The organism is Nocardiopsis yanglingensis (assembly GCF_045809185.1).
GTDB classification, from domain to species: Bacteria; Pseudomonadota; Gammaproteobacteria; order Xanthomonadales; family Xanthomonadaceae; genus Stenotrophomonas; species Stenotrophomonas yanglingensis.
Genome location: NZ_JBJNRH010000006.1, coordinates 65796 through 91819, shown reverse-complemented (window position 1 = coordinate 91819; position 26024 = coordinate 65796). Strand labels below are relative to the sequence as shown.

20 protein-coding genes are annotated in these 26024 nt (G+C 68.3%); 7 read left to right on the top strand and 13 right to left on the bottom strand.

All coding sequences use genetic code 11. The features are described from left to right. Positions 1 to 24: 24 nt before the first annotated feature. On the bottom strand, positions 25 to 633 hold the full coding sequence (locus ACJ7C5_RS10615; RefSeq protein ID WP_412703862.1) for a hypothetical protein: 609 nt from the start codon (positions 631 to 633) through the stop codon (positions 25 to 27). Between the two features lie 141 nt (positions 634 to 774). After that, complete coding sequence (gene ilvD / locus ACJ7C5_RS10610) at positions 775 to 2613, bottom strand: dihydroxy-acid dehydratase (RefSeq protein WP_412703861.1); 1839 nt, start codon at positions 2611 to 2613, stop codon at positions 775 to 777. 456 nt (positions 2614 to 3069) lie between these two features. On the opposite strand from ilvD, the gene ACJ7C5_RS10605 reads away from it, so the two are divergent. Further along, a complete protein-coding gene (locus ACJ7C5_RS10605) occupies positions 3070 to 3642 on the top strand; it encodes a DUF1190 domain-containing protein (protein WP_014038869.1) in 573 nt (190 codons plus the stop codon). Positions 3643 to 3649: 7 nt separating this feature from the next. Then, positions 3650 to 4828: a glutathionylspermidine synthase family protein gene (locus tag ACJ7C5_RS10600; RefSeq protein WP_412703860.1), complete on the top strand. Its 1179-nt coding sequence runs from the start codon at positions 3650 to 3652 to the stop codon at positions 4826 to 4828. Between the two features lie 561 nt (positions 4829 to 5389). Here ACJ7C5_RS10600 and ACJ7C5_RS10595 read toward each other — a convergent pair. From ACJ7C5_RS10595 to baeS, 9 genes are all read right to left on the bottom strand, one after another. After that, on the bottom strand, positions 5390 to 6688 hold the full coding sequence (locus ACJ7C5_RS10595; protein ID WP_412703859.1) for a DUF58 domain-containing protein: 1299 nt from the start codon (positions 6686 to 6688) through the stop codon (positions 5390 to 5392). Beyond that, on the bottom strand, positions 6685 to 7671 hold the full coding sequence (locus ACJ7C5_RS10590) for an AAA family ATPase (protein WP_005411535.1): 987 nt from the start codon (positions 7669 to 7671) through the stop codon (positions 6685 to 6687). The genes ACJ7C5_RS10595 and ACJ7C5_RS10590 overlap by 4 nt, the downstream gene beginning before the upstream one ends. Next, a complete protein-coding gene (locus ACJ7C5_RS10585) occupies positions 7668 to 8852 on the bottom strand; it encodes a DUF4350 domain-containing protein (RefSeq protein ID WP_412703858.1) in 1185 nt (394 codons plus the stop codon). Before ACJ7C5_RS10585 ends, ACJ7C5_RS10590 begins: the two co-directional genes overlap by 4 nt. Beyond that, a complete protein-coding gene (locus ACJ7C5_RS10580) occupies positions 8849 to 10471 on the bottom strand; it encodes a DUF4129 domain-containing protein (protein WP_412703857.1) in 1623 nt (540 codons plus the stop codon). Before ACJ7C5_RS10580 ends, ACJ7C5_RS10585 begins: the two co-directional genes overlap by 4 nt. Beyond that, on the bottom strand, positions 10461 to 11453 hold the full coding sequence (locus ACJ7C5_RS10575; RefSeq protein ID WP_412703856.1) for a stage II sporulation protein M: 993 nt from the start codon (positions 11451 to 11453) through the stop codon (positions 10461 to 10463). Before ACJ7C5_RS10575 ends, ACJ7C5_RS10580 begins: the two co-directional genes overlap by 11 nt. Continuing rightward, positions 11450 to 12139 carry an RDD family protein gene (locus ACJ7C5_RS10570; RefSeq protein WP_094001293.1) on the bottom strand — a complete coding sequence of 230 codons (690 nt, stop codon included), beginning with the start codon at positions 12137 to 12139 and terminating at the stop codon, positions 11450 to 11452. Before ACJ7C5_RS10570 ends, ACJ7C5_RS10575 begins: the two co-directional genes overlap by 4 nt. A 123-nt stretch (positions 12140 to 12262) precedes the next feature. Then, positions 12263 to 12793, bottom strand: a complete 531-nt coding sequence (locus tag ACJ7C5_RS10565; protein ID WP_412703855.1) for a gamma carbonic anhydrase family protein — start codon at positions 12791 to 12793, stop codon at positions 12263 to 12265. A 220-nt stretch (positions 12794 to 13013) separates the two neighbouring features. Next, a complete protein-coding gene (locus tag ACJ7C5_RS10560; RefSeq protein WP_094001292.1) occupies positions 13014 to 13703 on the bottom strand; it encodes a response regulator in 690 nt (229 codons plus the stop codon). Then, positions 13700 to 15091 (bottom strand): sensor histidine kinase efflux regulator BaeS, encoded by a 1392-nt coding sequence (baeS, locus tag ACJ7C5_RS10555; RefSeq protein ID WP_412703854.1) that lies wholly within the window; start codon positions 15089 to 15091, stop codon positions 13700 to 13702. Before baeS ends, ACJ7C5_RS10560 begins: the two co-directional genes overlap by 4 nt. 129 nt (positions 15092 to 15220) lie before the next feature. Here baeS and smeA point away from each other — a divergent pair, with 129 nt between their 5' ends. The 3 genes from smeA to smeC are packed head-to-tail and all read left to right on the top strand — an operon-like array spanning position 15221 to position 20991. Continuing rightward, on the top strand, positions 15221 to 16417 hold the full coding sequence (smeA, locus tag ACJ7C5_RS10550; protein WP_412703853.1) for a multidrug efflux RND transporter periplasmic adaptor subunit SmeA: 1197 nt from the start codon (positions 15221 to 15223) through the stop codon (positions 16415 to 16417). A gap of 12 nt (positions 16418 to 16429) precedes the next feature. Beyond that, the gene (gene smeB, locus ACJ7C5_RS10545) at positions 16430 to 19579 is read left to right on the top strand and encodes a multidrug efflux RND transporter permease subunit SmeB (protein ID WP_412703852.1); all 3150 of its coding nucleotides are present in this window, start codon (positions 16430 to 16432) and stop codon (positions 19577 to 19579) included. Then, positions 19576 to 20991 carry a multidrug efflux transporter outer membrane subunit SmeC gene (gene smeC, locus ACJ7C5_RS10540; protein WP_412703851.1) on the top strand — a complete coding sequence of 472 codons (1416 nt, stop codon included), beginning with the start codon at positions 19576 to 19578 and terminating at the stop codon, positions 20989 to 20991. Before smeB ends, smeC begins: the two co-directional genes overlap by 4 nt. Positions 20992 to 21178: 187 nt before the next feature. On the opposite strand, the gene mnmG is transcribed toward smeC, so the two are convergent. Both mnmG and ACJ7C5_RS10530 read right to left on the bottom strand, forming a co-directional pair. Next, the gene (mnmG, locus tag ACJ7C5_RS10535; protein WP_412703850.1) at positions 21179 to 23068 is read right to left on the bottom strand and encodes a tRNA uridine-5-carboxymethylaminomethyl(34) synthesis enzyme MnmG; all 1890 of its coding nucleotides are present in this window, start codon (positions 23066 to 23068) and stop codon (positions 21179 to 21181) included. A 534-nt stretch (positions 23069 to 23602) separates the two neighbouring features. Continuing rightward, entirely contained in the window at positions 23603 to 24091 is a 489-nt protein-coding gene (locus tag ACJ7C5_RS10530) for a hypothetical protein (protein ID WP_088027844.1), read from the bottom strand. A gap of 159 nt (positions 24092 to 24250) precedes the next feature. Here ACJ7C5_RS10530 and ACJ7C5_RS10525 point away from each other — a divergent pair, with 159 nt between their 5' ends. Both ACJ7C5_RS10525 and ACJ7C5_RS10520 read left to right on the top strand, forming a co-directional pair. After that, on the top strand, positions 24251 to 25213 hold the full coding sequence (locus ACJ7C5_RS10525) for a pyridoxal-phosphate dependent enzyme (RefSeq protein WP_412703849.1): 963 nt from the start codon (positions 24251 to 24253) through the stop codon (positions 25211 to 25213). After that, positions 25210 to 25842: a YdcF family protein gene (locus ACJ7C5_RS10520; protein ID WP_080354798.1), complete on the top strand. Its 633-nt coding sequence runs from the start codon at positions 25210 to 25212 to the stop codon at positions 25840 to 25842. Before ACJ7C5_RS10525 ends, ACJ7C5_RS10520 begins: the two co-directional genes overlap by 4 nt. The last annotated feature ends 182 nt before the right edge of the window (positions 25843 to 26024 follow it).

Genomic DNA, 26024 nt, shown 5'->3' with positions numbered 1-26024 from the left:
TGACCCCACCACGCACTCTGTCGCTCAACCGCCCTCCGGATTCCGGCAGGACTGGTTGCCCATCGCATTGTGGTAATCGCGATCAAAGCAGCGCAGGAAGCCATCGAGCACGTCCAGGTTCGGCGGCCACGGCGCATCCACCTTCTGCCCGCCGGCGGTCGTGAAGTGATAGCGCCCATCCTTCAGCGCCCTGGCAATCTGCTCCGGCGCAGGAATCGCGATCAACCTTGCACGCGCTTTCTCCAGCGCCGCACGATCGCGCTGCAGGAAGGCGATCGTGCCGTCCACGTAGGCGTTCCAGTAACCGGGATCGGTGTCGGTGGGCTTGTAGGTGCGCTGCATCAGCGCCACCGCCTGCGGGTACTGGCCCGCCTCCGCACGCATCTGGCCTTCATGCCACAGAATCATGGAGTTGCCTGCAGCCTTCGGCAACGCAGCATAGGCGGCGAGAAGGTCAGCGGCTTCGCGGTGGCAGCCACGGTCGGCCAGCGTGCGCCAGCCGCCTTCCATGTCCTGATCGAACGCATCCGGTTCCATCGCCAGCATCGCATCGCGGTCGTAGCTGCAGTCCGGGGCTTTGGGCAGTTCGGCTGACGTGCCCATAGCAGCGGCCAGCGCAATGGAAAGCAACATCATCGCAACCTCCGTGTTGGTGACTTCCTGGAACACCATAACGGATCAGGATGGGAAGTGCCGGCTGCTGGCCGGCAACCTCATTGGTACGCAGACGCATCGTGCAGATGCCGGCCAGCGGCCGGCATTGCCGCACACGGATCAATCGCCCAGCAGCGCGGTATTGCGTACGGCGCCCTTGTCGGCGCTGGTGGCGAGCAGGGCGTAAGCCTTCAACGCGCTGGTGACCTTGCGCGGGCGCGGCGCGCGCGGCTTCCAGCCACGGACATCGGCGTCGGCGCGGCGCTGGGCCAGCGTGGCCTCGTCCAGCAGCAGGTCGATGCGGCGCGCCGGGATGTCGATGCGAATGCGGTCGCCGTTTTCCACCAGGCCGATGACACCGCCGCTGGCGGCTTCCGGCGACACGTGGCCGATCGACAGGCCCGAGGTGCCGCCGGAGAAGCGGCCATCGGTGAGCAGCGCACATTGCTTGCCCAGCCCCTTCGATTTCAGATAGCTGGTCGGGTACAGCATCTCCTGCATGCCGGGGCCGCCCTTCGGGCCTTCGTAGCGGATCACCACCACGTCACCCGGCTGCACTTCGTCGGCGAGGATGCAGGCGACGGCGGCGTCCTGGCTTTCATAGACGCGCGCGGGGCCTTCGAACACATGGATCGACTCGTCCACGCCGGCGGTCTTCACCACGCAGCCATCCACGGCCAGGTTGCCGCGCAGCACGGCGAGGCCGCCTTCCAGCGAATACGCGTGCTGCAGCGAGCGGATGCAGCCTTCGGCGCGGTCCACGTCCAGGCTCGGCCAGCGCGTGGCCTGGCTGAAGGCCTCCTGGGTGGGGATGCCGGCCGGGCCGGCCTTGAAGAAGGCATGCAGGGTGTCGTTGTCGCTGCGCACCACGTCCCAGCGTTCCAGCGCGTCGGCCAGGCTGGTGCTGTGCACGGTCGGCACCGTGGTATCGAGCAGGCCGGCGCGGTCCAGCTCACCCAGGATGCCGAACACGCCGCCGGCGCGGTGCACGTCTTCGATGTGGTACTTCGGCGTATTCGGCGCCACCTTGCACAGCTGCGGGACGCGCCGCGACAGCGCATCGATGTGGGTCAGGTCGAAGTCGACCTCCGCTTCCTGCGCGGCGGCCAGCAGGTGCAGGATGGTGTTGGTGGAGCCGCCCATTGCGATGTCCAGGGTCATGGCGTTGGCAAACGCGGCCTGGGTGGCGATGCCGCGCGGCAGCGCGCTGGGGTCCTCGCCACCATACCAACGGTGGCAGAGTTCGACGATCAGGCGACCGGCGCGGCGGAACAGCGCCTCGCGGTCGGCGTGGGTGGCCAGCGTGGTGCCGTTGCCGGGCAGCGACAGGCCCAGCGCTTCGGTCAGGCAGTTCATCGAGTTGGCGGTGAACATGCCCGAGCAGGAACCGCAGGTGGGGCAGGCGCTGCGCTCGAACGCGGCGACCTTCTCGTCGGAGGCGCTGTCATCGGCGGCCACCACCATCGCGTCGACCAGGTCCAGCTTGTGCTCGGACAGCTTGGTCTTGCCTGCTTCCATCGGCCCGCCGGAGACGAACACCACCGGGATGTTGAGGCGCAGCGCGGCCATCAGCATGCCGGGGGTGATCTTGTCGCAGTTGCTGATGCACACCAGTGCGTCGGCACAGTGGGCGTTGACCATGTACTCCACGGCGTCGGCGATGATCTCGCGGCTGGGCAGCGAATACAGCATACCGTCGTGGCCCATCGCGATGCCGTCGTCCACGGCGATGGTGTTGAATTCCTTGGCGACGCCGCCGACCTGTTCGATCTCGCGCGCGACCAGCTGGCCGAGGTCCTTCAGGTGCACGTGGCCGGGCACGAACTGGGTGAAGGAGTTGGCGATGGCGATGATCGGCTTGTGGAAGTCGCCGTCCTTCATGCCGGTGGCACGCCACAGGGCGCGGGCGCCGGCCATGTTGCGGCCGGCGGTGGAGGTGCGGGAACGGTATTCGGGCATGGCTGGCGGAACGGGCGGGCCGTACGACATGGGGGTCAGCCGATCATGGCCAATTTTTTCGGTTGCTGCTGCAACCACCGGAGGTGGTCCGGCCGGGCTGCGCCCGGCACCCGCGGTAGTGCCGGCCGCTGGCCGGCAACCTCAACGGCAACAGCTGGGCTATCCGTGGGATGGCGGGGTGGGTCCGGCTGCGGGGGACGGCGCAAGTACGTCCATGTAGCCTCGGTCGCGCCATCCATGGCGCTCACGCCCCCGCAACCGGACCCACCCCGCCTTCGACAGTTGGCCGCAATCTGACGGGGTCGGATCCCGTTGCTGCGCAACGGGCTCTGACCCCGATTCCTGATTGGAACGACGAAAATGAAAGTCCGTTCATCTTTCCCACTTTGCCGATTCCGGTTGCTGGCCAGGATTTGGCATCATTGGGGCATTGATCCGTCGACAGGGCATGAGGCCATGAAACGTTCCCGCACCACCGCGCTGCTGCTGATGAGCGCTGCGCCGCTGCTGTTCACCGCTTGCCAGAAGGAGCCGGAGGTGAAGGTGCAGGAAGGCCTGTACACCTCGGTGGAGGCCTGCACCGAGGCCACCGGCGATCCGTCGTCGTGCCGCAATGCCTTCGCCGAAGCGCAGAAGCAGGCCGCCGATGCGGCGCCGAAGTACGCCAGCAAGGAGGCCTGCGAGAAGGACTACAAGCCGGAACAGTGTGTGCAACAGCACACCTCGGCCGGTACCTCGTTCATCGGCCCGATGATGATGGGCTTCTTCATGTCGCAGATGCTGAGCAACCGCGGCGGCCTCGCGCCGCAGGCGCCGGCGGCGTCGCCGGCCTACCAGGACAAGAGCGCCGGCTGGGCGCGTCCGGCACCGGGCGGCAGCGGTGGCCTGAACACCGCCAGCGGCATCGGCGCAGGCAAGGCGGGCCTGGCCCCGGTCACCAGCGAGCCGAACCGTGCGGTCACTGCCAGCCGTGGTGGCTTCGGCAACACCAGCGCGCGCCGCAGCACCAGCGGCAGCTACGGCGGCTGATCGACCCATGCAGCGTATCCGGATTGCCGAGCGTGCCCAGTGGCGGGCACGCGCGGAAGAGGCGGGTTTCCGCTTCCACACCATCGATGGCCAGCCGTATTGGGATGAGAGCGCGTACTACGCCTTCACCCTGCGCCAGATCGAACAGGACATCGAAGACCCCAGCGCCGAGCTGCACCAGATGGCGCTGGACCTGGTCGGTGATGTCATCGGCAGCGAACGGTTGATGGACCAGTTGGCGATTCCGTCGCATTACCGCGACTGGATCGCCGACAGCTGGCGTCAGCGCCAGCCGCATCTTTACGGTCGCCTGGACCTGGCCTACGACGGTACCGGCCCAGCCAAGCTGTACGAACTGAACTACGACACGCCGACCTCGCTGTTCGAGGCCAGCTTCTTCCAGTGGCAGTGGCTGGAGGACCAGCGCAACGCCGGTCGCCTGCCGCAGCATGCCGACCAGTTCAACGCGATCCATGAAGCGCTGGTCGAACGCTTCGGCGAACTGGCCACGCAGTTGCCGCCGCCGCTGTATTTCAGCGCCGTAGGCAGCTCCGAAGAAGACCGCGGCACCGTCGACTACCTGCGCGACTGTGCGTCGCAGGCCGGCCTGCATGGCCAGGCCATCGCCATCGAGGATATCGGCCTGTCCGAGGACGGTCGCTTCACCGCGCTGGACGATTCGGTGATCGGCACGCTGTTCAAGCTGTACCCGCTGGAAGACCTGATGGCCGAGGAGTTCGGCCGCGCGCTGCCCGGCTCGGGCGTGCAGCTGCTGGAGCCAGCGTGGAAGGCGGTGCTGAGCAACAAGGGCATCCTGCCGCTGCTGTGGCAGCGCAATGTGGGCCATCCGAACCTGCTGGAGGCGCATTTCGATGACGGCAGCACGCTGGCATCGGGCTGGGTGCGCAAGCCGCTGTTCTCGCGCGAAGGTGCGAACATCGAGATGCACCTGGCCGATGGCAGTACCCAGCGCAGCGACGGTCCCTACGATGGTCCGGCGATCATCCAGCGCGCCCATCCGCTGACCCGCTTCGAAGGCGGCTACCCGCTGATCGGCAGCTGGGTGATTGGCGATCATGCCTGCGGCATCGGCATTCGCGAGGACGACAGTGCGATCACCCGCGACAGCGCGCGCTTCGTGCCGCACGCGATCGTTGATGAGGCGCCAACGCGGATCTACGTCTGATGACGGTACGGCGCCCCCGGGCCGGCGTGGGCAACCGACGCCGGTCGTAGAACAACCGCTGTAGGTAGTGGCCGACCTTGGTCGGCGCTGTTGATTCCGTGCCAACCAAGGTTGGCACCCACCAGAGCGATGCATCGGCTGTTGCAGGGGTAGTGCCGGCCGCTGGCCGGTAACCGGTTTTGGTAGATGCCGACCTTGGTCGGCGCTGTGGGTTTCGTGCCAACCAAGGTTGGCACCCACCAGAGCGATGCATCGGCTGTTGCAGGGGTAGTGCCGGCCGCTGGCCGGTAACCGGTTTTGGTAGATGCCGACCTTGGTCGGCGCTGTGGGTTTCGTGCCAACCAAGGTTGGCACCCACCAGAGCGATGCATCGGCTGTTGCAGGGGTAGTGCCGGCCGCTGGCCGGTAACCGGTTTTGGTAGATGCCGACCTTGGTCGGCGCTGTGGGTTTCGTGCCAACCAAGGTTGGCACCTACCAGAGCGGTGCGGCGGTTGTTGCAGGGGTAGTGCCGGCCGCTGGCCGGCAATCGGTGTTGGTACCCACCAAGGCGATCGCTGGTATCAGAGCAGCCCTTCGCGCTTCACCGCCAGATAGCGCTCCACCAGCGCACCAGGCAGGGCATCGGCGGTGACGTCCAGCACCATCACCTTCTCGCTGCGCAGCGCCTCATGCGCCTTCGCGCGCTGCTGCAGGTACAGCGCCGCGGCACCGGCCTGGGTCGCGTCCTCCAGCGTCTGCACCTCGCCCTCCAGCGCGCCGTCCAGCTCGCGTTCGCGCAGGCTGGCCACGCACACCAGGTGGCGTTGCTGCAGGAGTCGCACCGCCGCCAGCAGGTCTTCGATGTCCTCGTCGCGCACGTTGCTGACCAGCATCACCAGCGCGCGCCGGCGCTGGCGCAGCGACACTTCGGTGGCGGCGGCCAGGTAGTCGGTGGCCACCGCGCGCGGCTGCAGGTCGTAGCTGGCGCGCAGCAGGTGCTCGACGGTGCCCATGCCGCGCTGCGGCGCGACCCAGCGGCGTTCGCCACCGGCAGCGAACAGGCCGGCGGCATCACCCTGGCGCAGCGCCAGGTAGGCCACCACCAGCGAGGCGTTCAACGCGTGGTCGAAGTGCGAGAGCCCGCCTTCGCTGGCCAGCATGCGCCGGCCACTGTCGAGCATCAGCAGCAGCTGCTGGTTCTTCTCGTCCTGGTATTCGCGCGAGATCAGCTTGCGCGCGCGTGCGGTGGCCTTCCAGTCGAGTTGGCGCAGGCTGTCGCCGATGCGGTACTCGCGCATCTGGTGGAAGTCGGTGCCCTCACCGCGGCGGCGCTTCACGTGCGCACCGACCAGCCGCGAGGCCTGGTCGGCACTGAACAACGCGAAGCGGGTGAGCGGCACGAAGTTCGGATAGACCCGCACGTCCAGCGCGGGGGGCAGGGTGCGTTGCTGCCACCACAGGCGCCACGGCGAGCGCATGCGCAGGTGCACGCCCTCGAAGCGGAAATGCCCGCGCTGCAGCGGCTGCAGATGGTAGTGCAGGGTGGCAGCGGTGCCCGCCTGCAGGCGCACGCGCTGCGGCAGCGATTCCAGCGGCCAGCCGCCGGGTACCAGGTCGAACACCTGCACCGTCATCGGTGCGTCCGCCTGCAGCCGCAGTGCAGCCTCGCGGCGCACGCCCAGTGCCAGCGCTTCGGGCAGTTCGCGCTGCACCTGCGGCGACGGACGCCGCCACTGGCGCCATAGATCCACCAGCGCCGGCACGGCAATCGCCAGCGCCGCCAGCGCCCAGCTCCAGCGCGGCAGCAACCCGCCCAGCACCAGGCCGCCCAGGGCAGCCCAGGCCAGCAGCAGCGCCAGCAGCAGCGGGGCCGGCCTCATCGGCGCGGTGCTTCCACCTTGGCCAGCAGCGCGCCCAGCACGTCGTCGGCGTCCTGGCCTTCAATCTGCAGTTCCGGTGCCAGCGCGATGCGGTGGCGCAGCGCCGGGCGTGCGATGTCGCGCACATCATCCGGCGTGACGAAATCACGACCGGCCAGCACCGCCTGTGCGCGCGAGGCACGCACCAGCGCGATGCTGCCACGCGGGCCAGCGCCGACCGCGATACCCGGCCACTGCCTCGTGGCCGCCACAATCCGCACCGCGTAGTCGATCACTTCGTCATCGACGGTGATCGCCGCAGTGGCACGCTGCAGTTCCAGCAATTCACCGGCACCGAGCACACGCGGCACCTGGCTCAGGTCGAAATCGCTGGCGGCGCGGCCGCTGGTGATCGCGGTCACCATGCGCTTCTCGTCCTCCAGCTGCGGATAGTCGATCAGCACCTTCAGCAGGAAACGGTCCAGCTGTGCTTCCGGCAGCGGGTAGGTGCCTTCCTGCTCCAGCGGGTTCTGCGTGGCCAGCGCCATGAACGGCGGCGCCAGGGTGAAGGCCTTGCCTTCGATGGTCACCTGGCCTTCCTGCATCACTTCCAGCAGCGCCGACTGGGTCTTGGCCGGTGCACGGTTGATCTCGTCGGCCAGCAGCAGGTTGGTGAACACCGGACCGCGACGGATCTTGAAGCTCTCGCTCTTCGGGTCGTACACCGCGTGGCCGCTGACGTCGCTGGGCATCAGGTCGGGGGTGAACTGTACGCGGCCGTAATCCAGTTCCAGGGCCTGTGCCAGTGCGCGCACCAGCAGGGTCTTGCCCAGCCCTGGCACGCCCTCGATCAGCACGTGGCCACCGGCAAGCAGCGCCACCAGGATCTGGTCCAGTACATCGGCCTGGCCGATGAAGGCGTGGCCGACGGCATCGCGGATGGCATCGACGCGTTCGATCAGGCGGGCGTTGGCGGCCGCCGGCAGCTCGGGGACTTCGGTCATAGCAGGGATCTCATCTGGAGCAGCAAGCGGATGCGCTCGCGCAGGGCGGAGGAATCGTGCGGCGGAGGGGGCGTAAGCGCGCTGGCGACGCGGCCCTGCGGCCACTTCAGCAGCTCGGCGATGGCCTGATCGCGCGGCGCACCGTCCAGTGCGGTGGCAATCGGTGCGCGCAGGCGCAGGCGATGCAGGAACAGGGCGAGCACGGCCTCGTACAGGCGCATGCCGTGACCGAAGCGCAGCAGCAGTTCGCCACTGGCGCGCACGTGCTCCAGCAGCGAACGGCGTTCCAGCACCGGCGACGGCAGCAGGCTGCCGAAGCGCTGCGAGCGGCCCCACAACCAGCCCAGCAAAGCCAGCAGCAGCGGCGCCCACAGCGGCCAGCCCTGATAGAACATGCGCGACCACAGCGACGGCGGGCGGCTGGCATAGACCAGCCAGACCGCACCCTTGCCGTAGTTCGGATCGAGCAGGTAGCGGGTCAGGTCGCGATGGGCAGGATCGTGCAGGCCGTCGCTGGCCTTGCCTGCGGCAGAGGCCAGGCGCGCTGCCGGTGAGTCCACTTCGCTGCGCATGAACTCCATGTCGGCCAGCACGCTCACTCTGCCCTGGCCGTGGCGCAGGCGCGCGAACACCAGGTCGCGATCAGTGCCCCAGCGGCGTTCGGCCCGCGCACTGGCCGCAAACCCAAGCGTGAAGCGGCGGCCACCACAGAATTCGACGTGGCCCGGATCGTCGTCGACATGGAAGGCCTGGCAGTCGCTGCGCTGGAACAGGCTGTCCACGCCCAACTGGTCCAGCAGGGGGCCCTGCGTGCTGCTGGCATCGTCCTCGGCCCGTGGTGGTGTACGCACCAGCAAGTGGCCGCCCTGGTCGACCCAGTCCAGCAGCTGTTTCACCGCCGGCGCCGGCAGTTCGCTGCTGTCCTGCAGCAGCACCACCGTGTCGTGGCGCCCCAGCGTCATCTGCTGCAACTCCAGCCGCGGTCGCGAATGCACGTCGATGCCATCGGCGCGCAGGGCCTGGCCGAGTACGTACAGCGGGTTATAGGCGGCCTCGCCCTGAGGCGGAAGCCGGATCGTCTCGGTCACCCGCTCGTGCGTGCGCAGGTAGAGCACAGTCAGCGGTACGCCGAACAGCACCAATGCACCCAGCAGCAACGACCAGAACAGGCGCGGACTCATGCCTGCCACCCGTACTGCTGGCGCAGGGTGTCGGCCAATGCATCGAAATCGGCGCGGCTGGGCAGGCGGCCACCGTAGGCGGCGTACTGCCACATGCGCACGATGCGTGCGAACAGGTCACGGTCGCTGGGCTCGGGCATGCGCCGCGACGCGCGCAGGCATTGCGCTTCGGTGGCGCCGGGTGGAAGCGCTATACCGCTGCGCTCGCCCACCGTGCGCACGCTGGCGCGGTACAGCAGGGCCAACGCCTGCCGCGGCCGGCCCTGGTCCCACAGCAGACCAGCCTGGGTGGCCACGTCCGGCGGCAGCACCACCGGCAGTTCCACCTGTTCCTCCAGCACCTGCGGTGCTGCGTCAGCCTTGCGCCGGCCACTGCCCCGCAGCCACGGCAGCCACAGCCGCACGGTCAGCAACAACACCAGCAGCAGGATGCCGAGCAGGCCCCACAGGCCCCATTCGGCCAGCCGCGCCAGCCAGGCGATGCCGTCCTTGCGCGCTTTGCGTTCACCTTTGCTGTTGGTGTCACGCTGCAGCTGCTTGTCTTCCTTCTTTTTTTCCTCGGCCTGCTCGATCGGCTTCCAGTGCGTGACCTGGCGGGTAGGGCGCTGCAGCGGGTCTTCATAGGCGCGGTTCACTGCCTGACGGAAACCGGCGGTGTCCACCGGCGTACCGCCGAAGATCGTTGCCGGCGTGTTGGCCGGGTTGATGGTCGGTGCTTCGTCACCTTCTTCGGCGGCGACGCCACGGTCGTTGGGCTTGCCCATGGCACGTTCGGGCTCGGCGTCAGCGTCCTGCGCATGCGCCGGTGCGGAGACCAGCGGCAGGGCAAGGCACAGCAGCAGCGCCAGCGTTGATGCCGCCGGCAGCAGCCGCTCGCGCAGGCGGCGCAGGGCGATCTCCACGTCCCACGCTTCCATCTGCGTACGCCGGTTCAAGTACAGGCCGAAGCCGGCGCCGACATAGAACGGTCCGATCAGCGCCGACGCCAGCCAGCACGCCAGGTTGAAGCCCAGCCGCGCCCATGCGGGCGTGTCCTGGCCGATCATGTCCCATGCGGCGCGCCACGATTCGGACATCAGCTCCAGCGGCATGAACATGAACACCGCACCGATCGCACCGGATACCAGCACCCCTTCAAAGGCCATGCAGGCCACGGTCAGCACGACGGCGGCGCCCGCGGCACCGGCTGCCACTGCGCGGCGGCGTGCACCGCGCTGGGCCGGCGCATTGCCCTCGAGCAGGTTCACCGGCAGGCACAGGCTGCGCAGCACGCTGAAACGACGCCAGCCCAGGTAGCCCCAGAATCCGCTGTTGCCCCAGTGACGTTGCGCGCGCAGCGCCGCCAGCGTGCCGACCGGTTCGCCGAAGATGCCGCGCGACAGCACGTACAGCGGCGCACGTTCGAACAGCGGTTTGCACCACCACATCGCCAGCCAGGCCCAGCCGAACGCATCCAGCCACCAGCCCAGTGCGTTGAAGATCACGAACAGCGGAGCGCTGGCCAGCAGCCAGCTGCCCCATACCGCACGTGCGTGGCGGCGGGTGAGGGCGCTGCCCAGCTCCATCGCTTCCCAGCCGCTGCGTGCGCGCAGCACCACGTCGAGACGGTCAATGCGCATCGCCGCCTCCGCGTCCGCCGCGCCACAGCCACAACAGCACGCCGGCCCACAGCACGCCGGCCACGCCGAACTTGCCCCATGCGGGTACTTCGGCGATCGACGACCAGAAGGCTTCGATGAAGGCGGCCACCAGCAGCATGAACGCCGCGCCCAGGCACAGCCGGGCGCCGATGCGGCCGCCGTCGACCAATGCATCCAGGCGGCTGCGCCGGCCGGGGGCCAGCAGCTTCATGCCCAGCTGCAGGCCGGCACCGCCAGCGATCACGATCGCAGTCAGCTCGAAGGCGCCATGGCCGACCACGAAGCGCCAGAACGGGCTACCGTGGCCGATGTGCTGCAGGTGGCCGGCCACCGCACCGATGGTCACGCCGTTGAACAGCAGTACCAGCAGCGTGCCCAGCCCGGCCAGCAGGCCGCTGGCGAAGGTGCGCAGGGCGATGCTGATGTTGTTCATGACGTAATGGCCGAACATCATCCAGTCGGTGCCGCTGTCGCGCCCCAGGCGCTCGGCCGCAGGGTCGTACATGCGCTCCATCTCGGCGATCTGGCGGTTGTCCATCAGCATGTGGATCAGGTCCGGATAGGCCTGCGCCAGCACGAAACAGGCCACCGCCGGCAACGCGAACATCGCCAGTGCCACCCACATGCTGCGTGCCTGGCTGCGCACCAGCAGCGGAAAGTCGGCCACCAGGAATTCCAGTGCCGCGCGCCAGCGCGTCGGCCGCGTGCGGTACAGCACGCTGTGGCCCTGCTGCATCAGCTGCTGCAGGCGCTGCACCAGCTGTGGGCTGTAGCCGCGCTCACGGGCCAGCGCCAGCTGCTGGCACAGGCGCCGGTAGCGCTGCGGAAAGGCGGTGTCGTCCAGTGCCAGCCCGCTGGCCTTGCGGCGCGTACGGCGTGCGGCACCGGCGCGCAGCAGCAGCCACTGCTCCAGGTCCTGCCATTCCTGCTGGTAGCGGGCGACGAACTGTTCCTGCTTCATCGCCGCCCCAGCAGCCAGTTGGCCATTGCATACAGGCGCAGCACGGCGACCTGGCCGTGGGTGCCGGTGAGGGGCTCGGCAATGCTGGCCAGCTCCTGCTGGCGCGCCGCCGACAAGCGGGGCGCGCGCTCGGCAAAGGCCATCAGTGCCGCCTGTTCATCCGGGCGCAGCGGCTGCGGCGGGGCCAGCACGCTGTCGATGGTCGGTGGCGGCGGCAGGTACAGCGCAGGCGCGTGCACCACCACGGTGCCGGCCACCAGGTCACCCAGGCGGCGGCCATGCGGGTCGAACAGGCTGCTGATCAGGCCCAATGCATAGCCGAACGGCAGCATGTCCACGGTACGCAGCAGATTGCGTGTGATCGACGCCATCCAGCCCACCGGTGCGCCATCGCGCGACAGCACGCGCAGGCCCAGTGCGCGCTTGCCGAGGGTACGGCCCCACAGTGCCTCGCAGACGATCGGGTAGGCCCAGTAGACCAGGAACATCAGCACCAGGTAGAGGCCGGAGCCGAACTTGTCCAGCAGTGCCAGCGGGATCGACATCAGCACCAGCACCGCGATGCGCACACCGAGATCCACCAGCCAGGCCATCGCCCGCGGCAACGGGCCGGCGGCTGGCAACTGCAGCAGCACACCCTCCGGCGTCACCACCTCGCGGTAGGTATCAAGCATCGGTGCGGCCATCAGTGCGATGGCCTTCGTTGTGGGCGGCGGAGTCCTCTCCGGCAGGCAGCCACAGGCATGGGGGTCTCGACAGGTCCTGGTCGGGCCCAGACTTTAGCAGAGCCGCATGGCGGCGTTGGCCGTTCAGCCCAGGTACTCGTCCTTCAGCCGCACGTAGTGGTCGGCCGAGTAGTGCAGCGACTCGATCTCCTTGTCGCTCAGCGTGCGCGCCGGGCGGGCCGGGTTGCCGACCCAGAGCTCGCCTTCACCCACCACCTTGCCCGGGCCGACCACCGCACCGGCGCCGACGAAGCCATGACGCTCGACCCGCGCGCCGTCGAGGATGCAGGCACCCATGCCGATCAGGCTGTAATCGCCGATGGTGCAGGCATGGATGATGCAGCCGTGGCCGACGGTCACGCCTTCGCCGATCAGGGTCGGGTAGCCGGCCTTGTTGTACGGGCTGTGGTGACTGACGTGGATGATGGTGCCGTCCTGCACGTTGGTGCGGGCGCCGATGCGGACGTAATTGACGTCGCCGCGGATGACCGTGCCCGGCCACACCGACACGTCGTCGGCCAGTTCCACGTCACCGATGAGGGTACAGGCCGGATCGATGTACACGCGCTCGCCGAAGACGGGCATCTTGTCGCGGAAGGGGCGCAGCGGGTTCATCGTGTCTCCGGAAATCAGGGCGTTCGCGACGATGATACGCGGCAGAGGCATCGGTAGTGGGGGGGGGGGGGGGGCGGCCCCCCCCCCCCCCCCCCCAGGGCCCCCCCCCCCCCCCCCCCCCGCCGCCCCCCCCCAGGGGCGCGCGGGCGGCCCGGGGCCCCCAACCCCCCCCCCCCCCTCGGGTTCCCCGTGTTGGCCGCCCCGCGGCCGCCACTACCGGTTACGGCTCGTAGCTGTAGCCCATCCCGTATACCGACCGGATCGGCTCGCCTTCCATGCCGGCGTCGGCCAGCTTGCGGCGCAGGTTGCGCACATGGCTGTCGACGGTGCGGTCGACCACCACGCGATGATCCAGGTACAGCCGGTCGAGCAGTTCATCGCGCGCCCAGATCCGGCCTGGCGTGGCCAGCAACGTGCGCAGCAGGCGGTACTCCACCGGCGTCAGGTCCAGGCCCTTGCCGTTCCAGGTAGCGCGCGCGGCTGGCTCGTCGATGTGCAGGCCGTCGTTGGCACGCGCCGATGGGTCCGGGCGGTAGCGGCGCAGCACCGCCACCACCCGCGCGACCACCTCGCGCGGACTGAACGGTTTGCAGATGTAGTCGTCGGCGCCGATCTCCAGACCGAGCAGGCGATCGATCTCTTCCACCCGCGCGGTGACCATGATCACCGGCACGTCGCTGCTGGCGCGCAGCTCGCGGCACAGGTCCACGCCATCGCGCTGCGGCAGCATCAGGTCCAACAGCACCAGATCGGGCTGGTAGCGCGCGAACGCCTCGATCACCTGGCCGCCGTCATCCACCCATTCGCTGACCATGCCGGCAGCGGCCAGGTAATCGCGCAGTACCGAGGCCAGCCGCGGCTCATCCTCGACGATCAGGATCTTCGCGGACGCAGCGGGGGACGTGCTCATGCAGACTCCGGCAGGGTGATGACCACACGCAGCCCGCCCAGTGGCGAGGGCTCGGCGTGGATGTGGCCGTGGTGGGCGAGAATGATGTTGTGGCTGATGGCCAGGCCCAGCCCGCTGCCACCGCTGGCACGGTTGCGCGAGCTCTCCACCCGGTAGAAGCGCTCGAACAGCAGCGCGCACTTGTCGGCCGGCACGCCCGGCGCGGTGTCTTCCACGATCAGCTGCACGCCGGCAGGTACCCGCGCTGCCTGCACACGTACGCGGCCGCCGGTATGGGTATAGCGCAGCGCGTTCTCCAACAGGTTGGCCAGTACCTGCTGCAGGCGTCGCTCGTCGCCGGACACCAGCAGCGGTGTGGCGGGTAGATCTTCTTCCAGCGACAGGCCTGCGTTGGCGAAGCGCACGCGCATGCCATTGAGTTCGCTGCGCAGCAGCGCCACCAGGTCCAGCGGCGCGAAGCGGTAGGCGAGGCCGCCGGACTGGGTCATCGACAGATCGTGCAGGTCGTCGACCAGCTTGCCCAGCTGGCGGATCTCGCTCTGCAGGCCACCGAGGTTGGCGCGGTCCAATGGACGGATGCCGTCCTCGATCGCTTCCAGCTCCGCGCGCACCACCGCCAGCGGCGTGCGCAGTTCGTGCGAGATGTCGGCGATGAAGGCGCGGCGGTTGCGCTCGGTATCGTCCAGCGCCTGTGCCATCCGGTTGAAGTCATTGACCAGTGCGTCCAGCTCATCGTCGCTGGTGCGCTCGATGCGGGTGGCATAGTCACCGGCGGCCAGCCGGTGCGTGGCCGCAGCCAGCTTGGCCAGGCGCTGGCGCAGCGCGCGCGACACCAGCCAGGCCAGCAATACCGTCACCAGCAGCAGCGAGATGCCGATCACCCACCACGCGCGCATCTGGGTGTTGTAGAAATTCAGATCATTGGTGGCGATGACGGTCTGGAACGGCACCATGCCCAGCCAACCCACCGTGTGTCCGTCCACCTGCACCGCGTGCGGCTCGTCATCGCTGGTGGCATCGGGATTGCCGGCCACGAACCGATGCTGTGCATCGAACAGGCCGAGCCGGGAAGGAACGCCGGTCTGGTCGGACAGCGGCGGCACCGGCCCTTCGTGCCCATGGGCCAGGTCCGGGCGCAGCAGCCGCGCCCAGCGGTCACTGTCGCCGCGCAGATGCTCCCAGCCGCCGTGGGCGCTGTACTCGCGCTGCAGGTGGGGCATCAGGCGCTGCATGCGCAGGTCGCCCTGGTCGTTGAGGTAGTCCAGGAAGCCGGTCTGGAACGCCACGCGGCTGGCAATGCCGTTCACTGCCAGCACCAGCAGGCAGGCGGTGAAGATCGCGAGGAAGGTCTTCGCGGTCAGGCCGAATTTGAGTCGAATCTTCGCCATCGCGGGGGCCATTAGCGGCGTATGCGGCGCCGAAAGCAAGCGTCAGCTGAGTGGGTCGCACATTCTCCATATTCTCTGCACAGTTCCACGGCAGCGTGCACGGGTCAACGCAAGGCCCCCACGCCCCCCATGTCACTCCTGCGCCCGCTGTCCCGTTCCCCCCGTCCGCTGTTGCTGCCCCTGCTGCTGGCTCTGGCCGCCTGCTCGGCGGGCAGGACCGACGTCCCGGCCACCCCCGAAGTGGGCATCATCACCGCCAGCGCGCAGCCGCTGGCACTGCAGCAGACCCTGCCCGGCCGGGCGGTACCGTTCGAGGTATCCGAGGTACGGCCGCAGATCGGTGGGCTGATCCGCCAGCGCTTGTTCACCGAAGGCCAGCAGGTCAAGGCCGGCCAGCTGCTTTACCAGGTCGATCCGGCGCCGTACCAGGCCGCCTTCGATACCGCGCGCGGCCAGCTGGCGCAGGCCGAGGCCACCGTGCTGTCGGCGCAGCCGAAGGCCGAGCGCACCCGCACGCTGCTGGGCATGGATGCGGCCAGCAAGCAGGATGCCGACGATGCCACCTCGGCACTGAAGCAGGCACAGGCCAATGTGATCGCCGCGCGCGCTGCGCTGCAGGCCGCGCGCATCAACCTCGACTACACCCGGGTGACCGCACCGATCGAGGGCCGCATCGGTACCTCCAGCGTCACCGCCGGCGCGCTGGTCGCCGCCGGCCAGGATGCGGCGCTGACCACCATCCAGCGGTTGGACCCGGTCTATCTGGATGTGACCCAGTCCAGCACGCAGATGCTGGCGCTGCGCAAGCAGCTCGATGCCGGCCTGGTGAAGGCCATCGACGGCAAGGCGCAGGTGAAGGTGCTGCTGGAAGACGGCAGCACGTATGCGCATGAAGGCACGCTGGAGTTTGTTGGCAGCGCGGTCGATCCCGGCACCGGCAACGTGGTGCTGCGTGCGGTCATTCCGAACCCGGACGGCCTGCTGCTGCCGGGTATGTACCTGAAGGCGGTGCTGCCGATGGCCACCGATGCGCGCGCGCTGCTGGTGCCGCAGAAGGCGGTGGTGCGCAATGAACGTGGCGAGCCGCTGCTGCGCCTGCTCGACGCAAAGGATCGCGTGGTCGAGCGGCGGGTCAGCACCGGCCAGGTGGTGGGCAACCAGTGGCAGATCACGCAGGGCCTGAAGGCCGGCGAGCGGGTGATCGTCAGCAACGGCAGTGCGGTTTCGCTCGGCCAGCAGGTGAAGGCGGTGGCGGTCACCACCGCGCAGCTGGCAGCAATGCCGGTGATCGACCCGAACGGCAACACCGACGAAAAGTCGCACTGAGGCCTGCCGCGCATGGTTCGTTTCTTCATCGACCGGCCGATCTTCGCCTGGGTGATCGCCATCGCGGTCAGCCTGCTCGGCCTGCTCGCGATCCTGATCCTGCCGGTGGACCGCTACCCGCAGATCGCCCCGCCCACCATCACCATCCGCGCCACCTATACCGGTGCCTCGTCGCAGACTGTGGAAAACGCGGTCACCCAGGTCATCGAGCAGTCCCAGCAGAGCCTGGACCACCTGATGTACATGACCTCGACCAGTGCCTCCGACGGCTCGGCGCAGGTCAACCTGGTGTTCGCCACCGGCACCAACCCGGACACCGCGCAGGTGCAGGTACAGAACCAGCTGCAGGCGGCCATGGCGACGCTGCCGCAGGCGGTGCAGCAGAACGGCCTGACCATCACCAAGTCCAGTGGTTCGATCTTCGAGGTGCTGTCGTTCACCAGCGAAGACGGCAGCATGGACAACTTCGATGTCGCCAACTTCATGGAAGCGCGCATCGACGACCAGATCAGCCGTGTCAGCGGCGTCGGCAACATCCAGCCGATCGGCCAGGAATACGCCATGCGTATCTGGCTGGACCCGGAAAAGATGCGCCAGTACGCGCTGATGCCGTCGGACATCGAGACCGCACTGCAGGCGCAGAACACCGACGTGTCGGCCGGTGAACTCGGTGGCCAGCCGGCGCTGAAGGGCCAGCAGCTCGACGCCACGGTGACCGCGCGCAGCCGCCTGCACACCCCCGAGCAGTTCGCGCAGGTGGTGCTCAAGGCCGATGCCAGTGGCAGCGTGGTGCACCTGGGCGACGTGGCGACGATCGGCCTGGGGCCGGAGAGCTACGACAGCATCAGCACCTTCAACGGCAAGCCGTCGGCCTCGCTGGGCATCGAGCTCAATGCCGGTGCGAACGCCATCGCCGTGTCCAAGGCCATCGATGCACGGCTTCAGCAGCTGCAGAAGTACTGGCCGCATGGCTACACCGCCCACGTGGCATTCACCACCACGCCGTTCGTGACCATCTCGCTGAAGGAAGTGGTGATCACCCTGATCGAGGCGATCGCGCTGGTCGTGCTGGTGATGTACCTGTTCCTGCAGAACTGGCGGGCCACGCTGATCCCGACCATCGCGGTGCCGGTGGTGCTGCTGGGCACGTTCGGCGTGCTGGCGGCCTTCGGCTATTCGATCAACACGCTGACCATGTTCGCGCTGGTGCTGGCCATCGGCCTGCTGGTGGACGATGCCATCGTCGTGGTGGAGAACGTGGAGCGGGTGATGACCTTCGAAGGGCTGGCACCGAAGCCGGCCACGCTGAAGGCGATGGGCCAGATCACCGGTGCGCTGGTCGGCATCGTGCTGGTGCTCACCGCAGTGTTCCTGCCGATGGCGTTCTTCAGCGGTGTCACCGGCGTGATCTATCGCCAGTTCTCGGTGACGATTGCCGCCGCGATGATCCTGTCGGTGCTGGTGGCGATGACCATCACCCCGGCGCTGTGCGGCAGCATCCTGCACCAGATTCCCAAGGGCGGCCATCCGCATGGTGACCACGGCGGCGAGCCGAGCCTGCTGGGCAAGTTCTTCATCTGGTTTAACCACCGCTTCGAGCGCACCTCCAACGGCCTGCGCCATCGCGTGGATGGTTTCCTTGGCCGGCGCACGCTGGGTGTACTGTTCTACCTGGTGCTGAGCGTGGCCACCGGCCTGCTGCTGTGGCACCTGCCGGGTGCATTCCTGCCCGATGAGGACCAGGGCATGCTCAACGCGCTGGTGAAGCTGCCGGCCGGCTCCACCCTGGAGCAGACCCGTGCAGTGATGGATCGCCTGAGTGCCGCCGCAGTGAAGGACAACAGTGTGCTGTCGATCCAGGCCACCGCCGGTTTCAGTGTCACCGGCAGTGGACAGAACGTCGGCCAGGCCTTCATCCGGCTCAAGGACTGGGATGACCGCAAGGACGATGCCGATACCATCGCCGCGCGCTTGACCGCTGCCATGGCCAGCGTGCCCGATGCGCAGGTGTTCATCACTTCGCCACCGGCCATACTTGGCCTGGGCGATGCGGGCGGTTTCACCCTGGAACTGCAGGACGAAGGCGGTGCCGGCCATGCCGCCGCCGTGGCCGCGCGCAACACGCTGCTGAAGGAGGCCGCCAAGGATCCGAAGCTGGTCAACGTGCGTTATGCCAGCCTGGAAGACGCGCCGGTGTATGCGGTGAAGGTGGACGACGCGAAGGCACAGGCCATGGGCGTGAATCCGCAGGACATCAATGACACCTTGAACGCAGCGCTGGGCGGCGACTTCGTCAACAACTTCATCTACAAGGGCCGCATCAAGAAGGTCTTCATCCAGGGCACGGCCGAAGCACGCATGCAGCCGCAGGACATCGAGCGCTGGAGCGTGCGCAACCAGGCCGGCCAGATGGTGCCGCTGTCGTCGCTGGTCAGCGCCCACTGGACCAGCGCGCCGGCCGCATTGCAGCGCTACAACGGCGTGTCGGCGATGGAGATCACCGGCCAGCCGGCGCCGGGCGTCAGCTCCGGCGAGGCGATGGCCGAGATCGCGCGGCTGGCTGACACACTGCCGGAAGGCTTCAGCCACGCGTGGTCGGACATGGCCTACCAGGAGCAGCTGTCGGGCAACCAGGCGCCCATGTTGTACGCCATCTCGCTGCTGTTCGTGTTCCTGTGCCTGGCGGCGCTTTATGAAAGCTGGGCGGTGCCGTTCGCGGTGATGCTGGCGGTGCCGTTGGGCGTGTTCGGTGCCGTGTTGATGATGAACCTGCGTGGCCTCAACAACGACGTGTACTTCCAGGTCGGCCTGCTGACCACGATTGGTCTGGCCGCGAAGAACGGCATCCTGATCGTCGAGTTCGCACGCATCCTCGAGCAGCAGGGCAAGCGCACCCGCGAAGCGATCCTGCAGGCGGTCTATCTGCGGTTGCGGCCGATCGTGATGACCTCGCTGGCGTTCCTGATGGGCGTGTTGCCGCTGGTATTCGCCACCGGCGCCGGTTCGGCCGCGCGCCGTTCGCTGGGTACCGGCGTGGCCGGCGGTACGGTCGCCTCGATGGTACTGGGCATGTTCTTCGTGCCGTTGTTCTATCTGCTGGTGCGGCGCCTGTTCCCGGGCCGTGCGCCGGCCGAAGCCACTGCCACGGAGGCAAGCCCATGAAGCCGATGCTGCTGCGCGCCCTGGCGGCCGCAACGATGACCACCGTGCTGGGCGGCTGCGTGAGCATGGCACCGCACTACCAGCGCCCCGAGGCGCCGGTGCCGGCACAGTTCGGCAATGCCGCCACCGGCGAGGCCGAGCCGGCACTGGCGATGCCGGCCTGGCGCGAGGTGTTCCTGGAACCGCGCCTGCAGCAGGTCATCGCGCTGGCGTTGCAGAACAACCGCGACCTGCGCGTGGCGGTGCTGCAGGTGGAGAAGGAACGCGCGCAATACCGTATCCAGCGCGCGGCGCTGCTGCCATCGGTGGATGCCAGCGGCAGCGTCACCCGCTCGCGGGTGAGTGATGCCAACAGCGAGACCGGTGCCACTCAGGTGACCGAATCCGATGCGGTGCAGGTGGGTATCAGCAGCTGGGAACTGGACCTGTTCGGGCGCATCCGCAGCCTGAAGAACGAGGCCCTGCAGAACTGGCTGGCCAGCGCCGAGAACCAGCGCGCCGCGCGCACCAGCCTGGTGGCCGAAGTGGCCACGGCGTGGCTGGCGCTGGCGGCGGACGAGCAGTCGCTGGCGTTCACCCGGCAGACCCTGGACAGCCATCAGCAGACCCTGCAGCGCACCGAGGCCCGCCACGCACAGGGGTTGGCCTCGGGCCTGGACCTGTCGCAGGTGCAGACCAGCGTGGAAGCCGCGCGCGCTGCGCTGGCCAGGCTGCAGACCCAGCAGGCGCAGGATCGTGATGCGCTGCAGTTGCTGGTGGGCGCGCCGCTGGACGCGGCATTGCTGCCGAGCGCGCAGGCACTGGACGGCACCGTGGCGCTGGCGCCGTTGCCTTCCAACCTGCCCTCAAGCGTGCTGCTGCAGCGCCCGGACGTGTTGTCCGCCGAACACGCGTTGCAGGCAGCCAATGCCGATATCGGTGCCGCGCGCGCTGCGTTCTTCCCGACGCTGACGCTGACTGCCAACTACGGCCACAGCTCCACCGCGTTGTCGACGCTGTTCTCGGCCGGCACCCGCGGCTGGTCGCTCGCGCCCAGCATCACCGCGCCAATTTTCCATGCCGGTGCGTTGAAGGCCTCGTTGGATGCCTCGAAGATCGGCAAGGACATCGGCATCGCGCAGTACGAGAAGTCGATCCAGCAGGCCTTCAGCGAAGTGGCCGATGCGCTTGCCACGCGCGATCACCTGACTGCGCAGATGGAAGCCCAGCGTGCGCTGGTGGCCGCCAGCCAGCGCAGCTACACGCTGGCTGACGCGCGTTACCACACCGGGCTGGACGGCTATCTGCAGGCGCTGGATGCGCAGCGCAGCCTGTATGCCGCGCAGCTGGACCTGATCGCGCTGCAGCAGCAGGAAGCGGGTAACCGGGTGACGTTGTTCAAGGTGCTGGGCGGTGGCGCCGACGCACGGTAACGCGTTCGTTCCGGTAGATGCCGACCTTGACCGGCGCTGTGTTGTTCATCCACGCATGGCGTGGATCTACTGCATTGCTGCACGTGATCCGCTCTGGTAGGTGCCGACCTTGGTCGGCACGAAAGCATGCGATCAGATGATTCGTGCCGACCAAGATCGGCACCCACCACAAGCAGGTTCGACCGCGTTACGCCACGCGGCCGCGGCGCGCCCGCTCCAGGTGCACCAGCAGCAGCGAGATCGCTGCCGGGGTCATGCCCGGGATGCGCTGCGCCTGACCGATGGTCTGCGGCCGCACACGCTCCAGCTTCTGCAGTGCTTCGGCCGACAGCCCGCGCACCGTCGCGTAGTCGAAGGCTTCAGCGATCGGCGTGGCTTCATGCCGCTGCTGGCGCTCGATCTCCTCGCGCTGGCGGTCCAGGTAGCCGGCGTACTTCACGCCGATCTCGACCTGCTCGGCCACCTTGCCGTCAGCCACGGCCGGGCCCAGCGAGGGCACCTGCATCAGCTTGGCGTAATCCAGCTCGGGGCGCTTGATCAGGTCCAGTACGTTGGTTTCGCGGCTGACCGCCACGCCCAGCGTTTCGTTCACTTCGCGGCCCAGTGCATTGGCCGGGGTCGCCCACAGTGCACCAAGGCGTGCACGCTCGGCTTCCACCGCCGCCTGCTTGGTCTCAAACGCGCTCCAGCGACGATCATCGACCAGGCCCATCCCGCGGCCGGCCGGGGTCAGGCGCTGGTCGGCGTTGTCTTCGCGCAGCTGCAACCGGTACTCGGCGCGGCTGGTGAACATGCGGTACGGCTCGTTGGTGCCGTGGGTGATCAGGTCATCCACCAGCACGCCCAGGTAGGCTTCGTCGCGACGCGGGCACCAGCCGTCCAGCCCACGCACCTGGCGTGCGGCGTTGAGGCCGGCCAGCAGGCCCTGCGCGGCGGCTTCTTCATAGCCGGTGGTGCCGTTGATCTGGCCGGCGAAGAACAGGCCGTTGACCAGCTTGGTTTCCAGCGAGGCCTTCAACCCGCGCGGATCGAAGAAGTCGTACTCGATCGCGTAGCCGGGGCGGGTGATGTGTGCGTTCTCGAAGCCGCGGATGCTGCGCACCATCTCCAGCTGCACGTCGAACGGCAGCGAGGTGGAGATGCCGTTGGGGTAGATCTCGACGATGCCCAGGCCTTCGGGTTCGACGAAGATCTGGTGGCTGGCCTTCTCGGCAAAGCGCACCACCTTGTCCTCGATGGACGGGCAGTAGCGCGGGCCGATGCCTTCGATCTGGCCGCTGTACAGCGGCGAGCGGTGCAGCGCATCGCGGATGATCTGGTGGGTCTGTTCGGTGGTGTGGGTGATCCAGCAGCTGACCTGCTGCGGATGCTCGTCCACCGAGCCGAGGAAGGACATCACCGGGCGCGGCGAATCGCCAGGCTGCTCGTCCATCACGCTGTAGTCCAGCGAGCGGCCGTCGATGCGCGGCGGCGTGCCGGTCTTCAGGCGGTCGACCTGGAACGGGCGCTCGCGCAGGCGCGCGGCCAGCGTGGTGGCCGGCGGGTCGCCCATGCGGCCGGCGGCGTACTGGGTCGGCCCGACATGGATCTTGCCGGCCAGGAAGGTGCCGGCGGTCAGCACCACCGCTTCGGCGTCGAAACGCAGGCCGGTCTGGGTGATGACCCCGCGCACGGCGTCGCCCTCGATCACCAGATCGTCTACTGCGGCCTGGAACACGGTCAGGTTGGCCTGGCCTTCGACGATGGCGCGGATCGCCATGCGGTACAGGTTGCGGTCGGCCTGGCAGCGGGTGGCACGCACGGCCGGACCCTTGGAGGCGTTGAGCGTGCGCCACTGGATACCGGCGCGGTCGGCGGCATGCGCCATCGCGCCACCCAGGGCGTCGATCTCCTTGACCAGGTGGCCCTTGCCGATGCCGCCGATGGCCGGGTTGCAGCTCATCGCGCCCACCGTTTCGATGTTGTGGGTCAGCAGCAGGGTGCGCACGCCGGTGCGGGCCGCGGCCAGCGCGGCTTCGGTGCCAGCGTGGCCACCGCCGATGACGATGACGTCGTAACGATGGAAGGACGGATTCATGGGGGCTGTTCAGCTGGGGGCGGGCGCGGCCGGGGGGCGGCGCCGGGGTGGCGATTTTAGCGCCATTCGGGGCCGGGACGTCGGTGCCGGCCGGCCGGCGCCGAAATCAGCCCTAAAGTTGGCAGGATTTTTGCAGATAACCCAATAGCACCCATCGTGGCTGGCGCCGTAGGCGCCCGTGACCGGAATTGGAACAGGGGCCGGTACAGGCGCACGGTGGGGGAGCAGAGGGCCGGCAGTCGGGGGACTGTCCGGCCCTGTTTTTTTGGGCTGTCGGGAAGGCCCCATCCACGCATGGCGTGGATCTACTGACGCTGGGGCTCTCGCCGAAAACAAACGGCCCCGCATCGCGGGGCCGTCTGCCTTCAGAGGTGCCGACATCCGACAGGGCCGGAACAGGGGGGATCCAGATGTTCCTGTCGGATATCGACGTAGAGCTTTTTGCGGCGGCCCGTGTCGTTTTTGTCACTTTGTGACGCGGGCCGTCACTGTCCGCGTAGATTGCGGCTTAGACCGTGTGAAATGCAAGACGGTTCAGCGCTCAACTGTGCGCTGTGTCGCACGATCCATGTTGCGCCAGGGGGAACCGTTCATCCTTGGCGCGCTCGGCGCCGGCGCCGGACGGGCCTGCGGCGGAGGGGCCGACGGTCGCACGCCGGACTGCGGCGGGCGGCGCATCGAGTCCATGTTCCGCCACGGCGAGCCCCCGTTGTACGACGGCCGCGACGGCGGTGGCGGACGGTTCTCGCCTCCGTTGCCGGGCGGACGCGGCGGCGGGCGGTGGTTGTGCGGCGGGCGGTAGATCGGTCGCGAGTAATACGGGTTGCCGTAGCCGCCGTAGTAACCGCCATAGCCACCGTAGTAGGGGCCATAGTTGTAGGGGTAGCCGGCCGGGTAGCGGTATTCCACCGACGGCGCACCGTGGTAGTAGCTGCCGCTGCGGCCGCCGCCGACATAGTCGTAGGTGGTGCAGCCGGTCAGGGCCAGCAACAGGCCACCGGCAAGCATCAGGCGCGTTTTCATGGTGGGTCCCCCCAGAGGACGGGTGTGCAGTCAGCTTCGGGCGCCAGCGTTGAATCGGCCCTTAATTCCGCCGGCCAGGATGAATGGAGGCGTAGGGCTGCATGCTGGCATGACCTGTGTCCCGGTCGCCAGCGCGAAGCCATACGTTAATCTTGCGTCATGAGCGATTCACTGTTGCCCCGCGCCGATGACGTCCTGCTTGCTGCCGCGAGGATCGCCCCGCACGCCAGCGTGACGCCGGTGCTGCGCTCGCGCACGCTCGATGCGCTGGCCGGCGCGCGGCTGGCGTTCAAGGCCGAGCACCTGCAGCGCGGTGGCGCATTCAAGTTCCGTGGTGCCTGCAACGCGGTCTGGTCACTGGAGGCCGATCGCGCCAGTGCCGGTGTAGTCACCCACTCCTCCGGCAATCATGGCGCCGCCCTGGCACTGGCCGCGCGTACCCGTGGCATTCCCTGCCACGTGGTGGTGCCCGAAGGTGCGGTGGCGGCCAAGCTGGCCAACATTGCGCGCCATGGCGCGACGCTCTGGCGCTGTCCGCCGACCATTGCCGACCGTGAGGCCACCTGCGCCAAGGTGCAGGCCGATACCGGAGCGACCCTGGTCCATCCGTATGCGGACCCGGCGGTGATGGCTGGACAGGGCACCGCGGCGCTGGAACTGCTGCACAGCGACGGCCCGTTTGATGTGCTGGTGGTGCCGGTAGGCGGTGGTGGCCTGGCCAGCGGTACTGCCCTGGCGCTGCAGCATGCCAGCCCGCAGACGCGCCTGGTGCTGGCCGAGCCGGCCGGTGCCGACGACACCGCGCGATCACTGGCCGCAGGCGAGCGCCAGGGGGCATTCACCCCGGACACGATCTGCGATGGGCTGCGTACGCTGATCGGCGCGCCCAATTTCGAACTGCTGCGTGCGGCTGGTGCCGAGGTGATCGTGGTCGATGACGCGGCGACGATGGCCGCGATGCGACTGCTGTGGGAGGTGCTCAAGCAGGTGGTCGAGCCGTCCTCGGCTACCGTGCTGGCCGCGGTGCTGGCACAGCCGCAGCGTTTTGCCGGCCTGCGCGTGGGCCTGGTGCTGTCCGGTGGCAATGTCGACCTGCCAGCACTTCGCTGGGGGGCGCCTTGAGCCGCGAGCGCAACCGCCATCGCACCGGCCTGCTGGGCTGGCTGTGGCGGCTGTTCGTGGTGCTGGTGATCTGGCTGCTGGGCGTGACTGCCTGGATCGTCTGGGTCGGCGAGCGTGACCAGGCCGCCAAGGCCGACGCCATCATCGTGCTCGGCGCAGCGGCCTACGACGCCAAGCCGTCGCCGGTATTCGAGGAACGCATCCGCCACGGCCTGGATCTGTATGAGGCCCAGTACGCGCCACTGCTGATCTTCACCGGTGGCTACGGTGGTACCGGCGCGCGCTTCTCCGAATCGCAGGTGGCGCGGCGTTATGCGCTCAAGCATGGCGTGCCGGACGACGCGATCCTGATCGAAACCGCTTCGCGCAACACCGTGCAGAACTTGGTCGAAGCCAAGCGGCTGATGGACCAGCGCGACCTGCACCGGGTGATCATCGTCAGCGACCCGCTGCACATGGCGCGCGCGCTGCGCCTGAGCAAGGCATTGGGCATCGATGCGCTGGCCTCGTCCACGCCCAGCACGCGCTTCCGCAGCTTCCACACCAGCTGGCGCTTCCTGGTGCAGGAAATCTATTTCTTCCACCGCGACCTGGTGCGCCCGCCGCTGAGCTCGCCGGCCAATACCTGAGCAGCGGCCTGCTTTGGTTGGCACGATGCCGGCCGTAACGCGATCTGACGGGGTGTGCCAACCAAGGTTGGCACCTACCAGAGCGATTCGCGTGCGGTGTGGAATGCGGTAGTGGCGGGCGCCGGGCCGCCGCTGCCCCCCCACGAGAAGGGGGGGTGGCGGCCCCCCCGCCGCCCAACCCC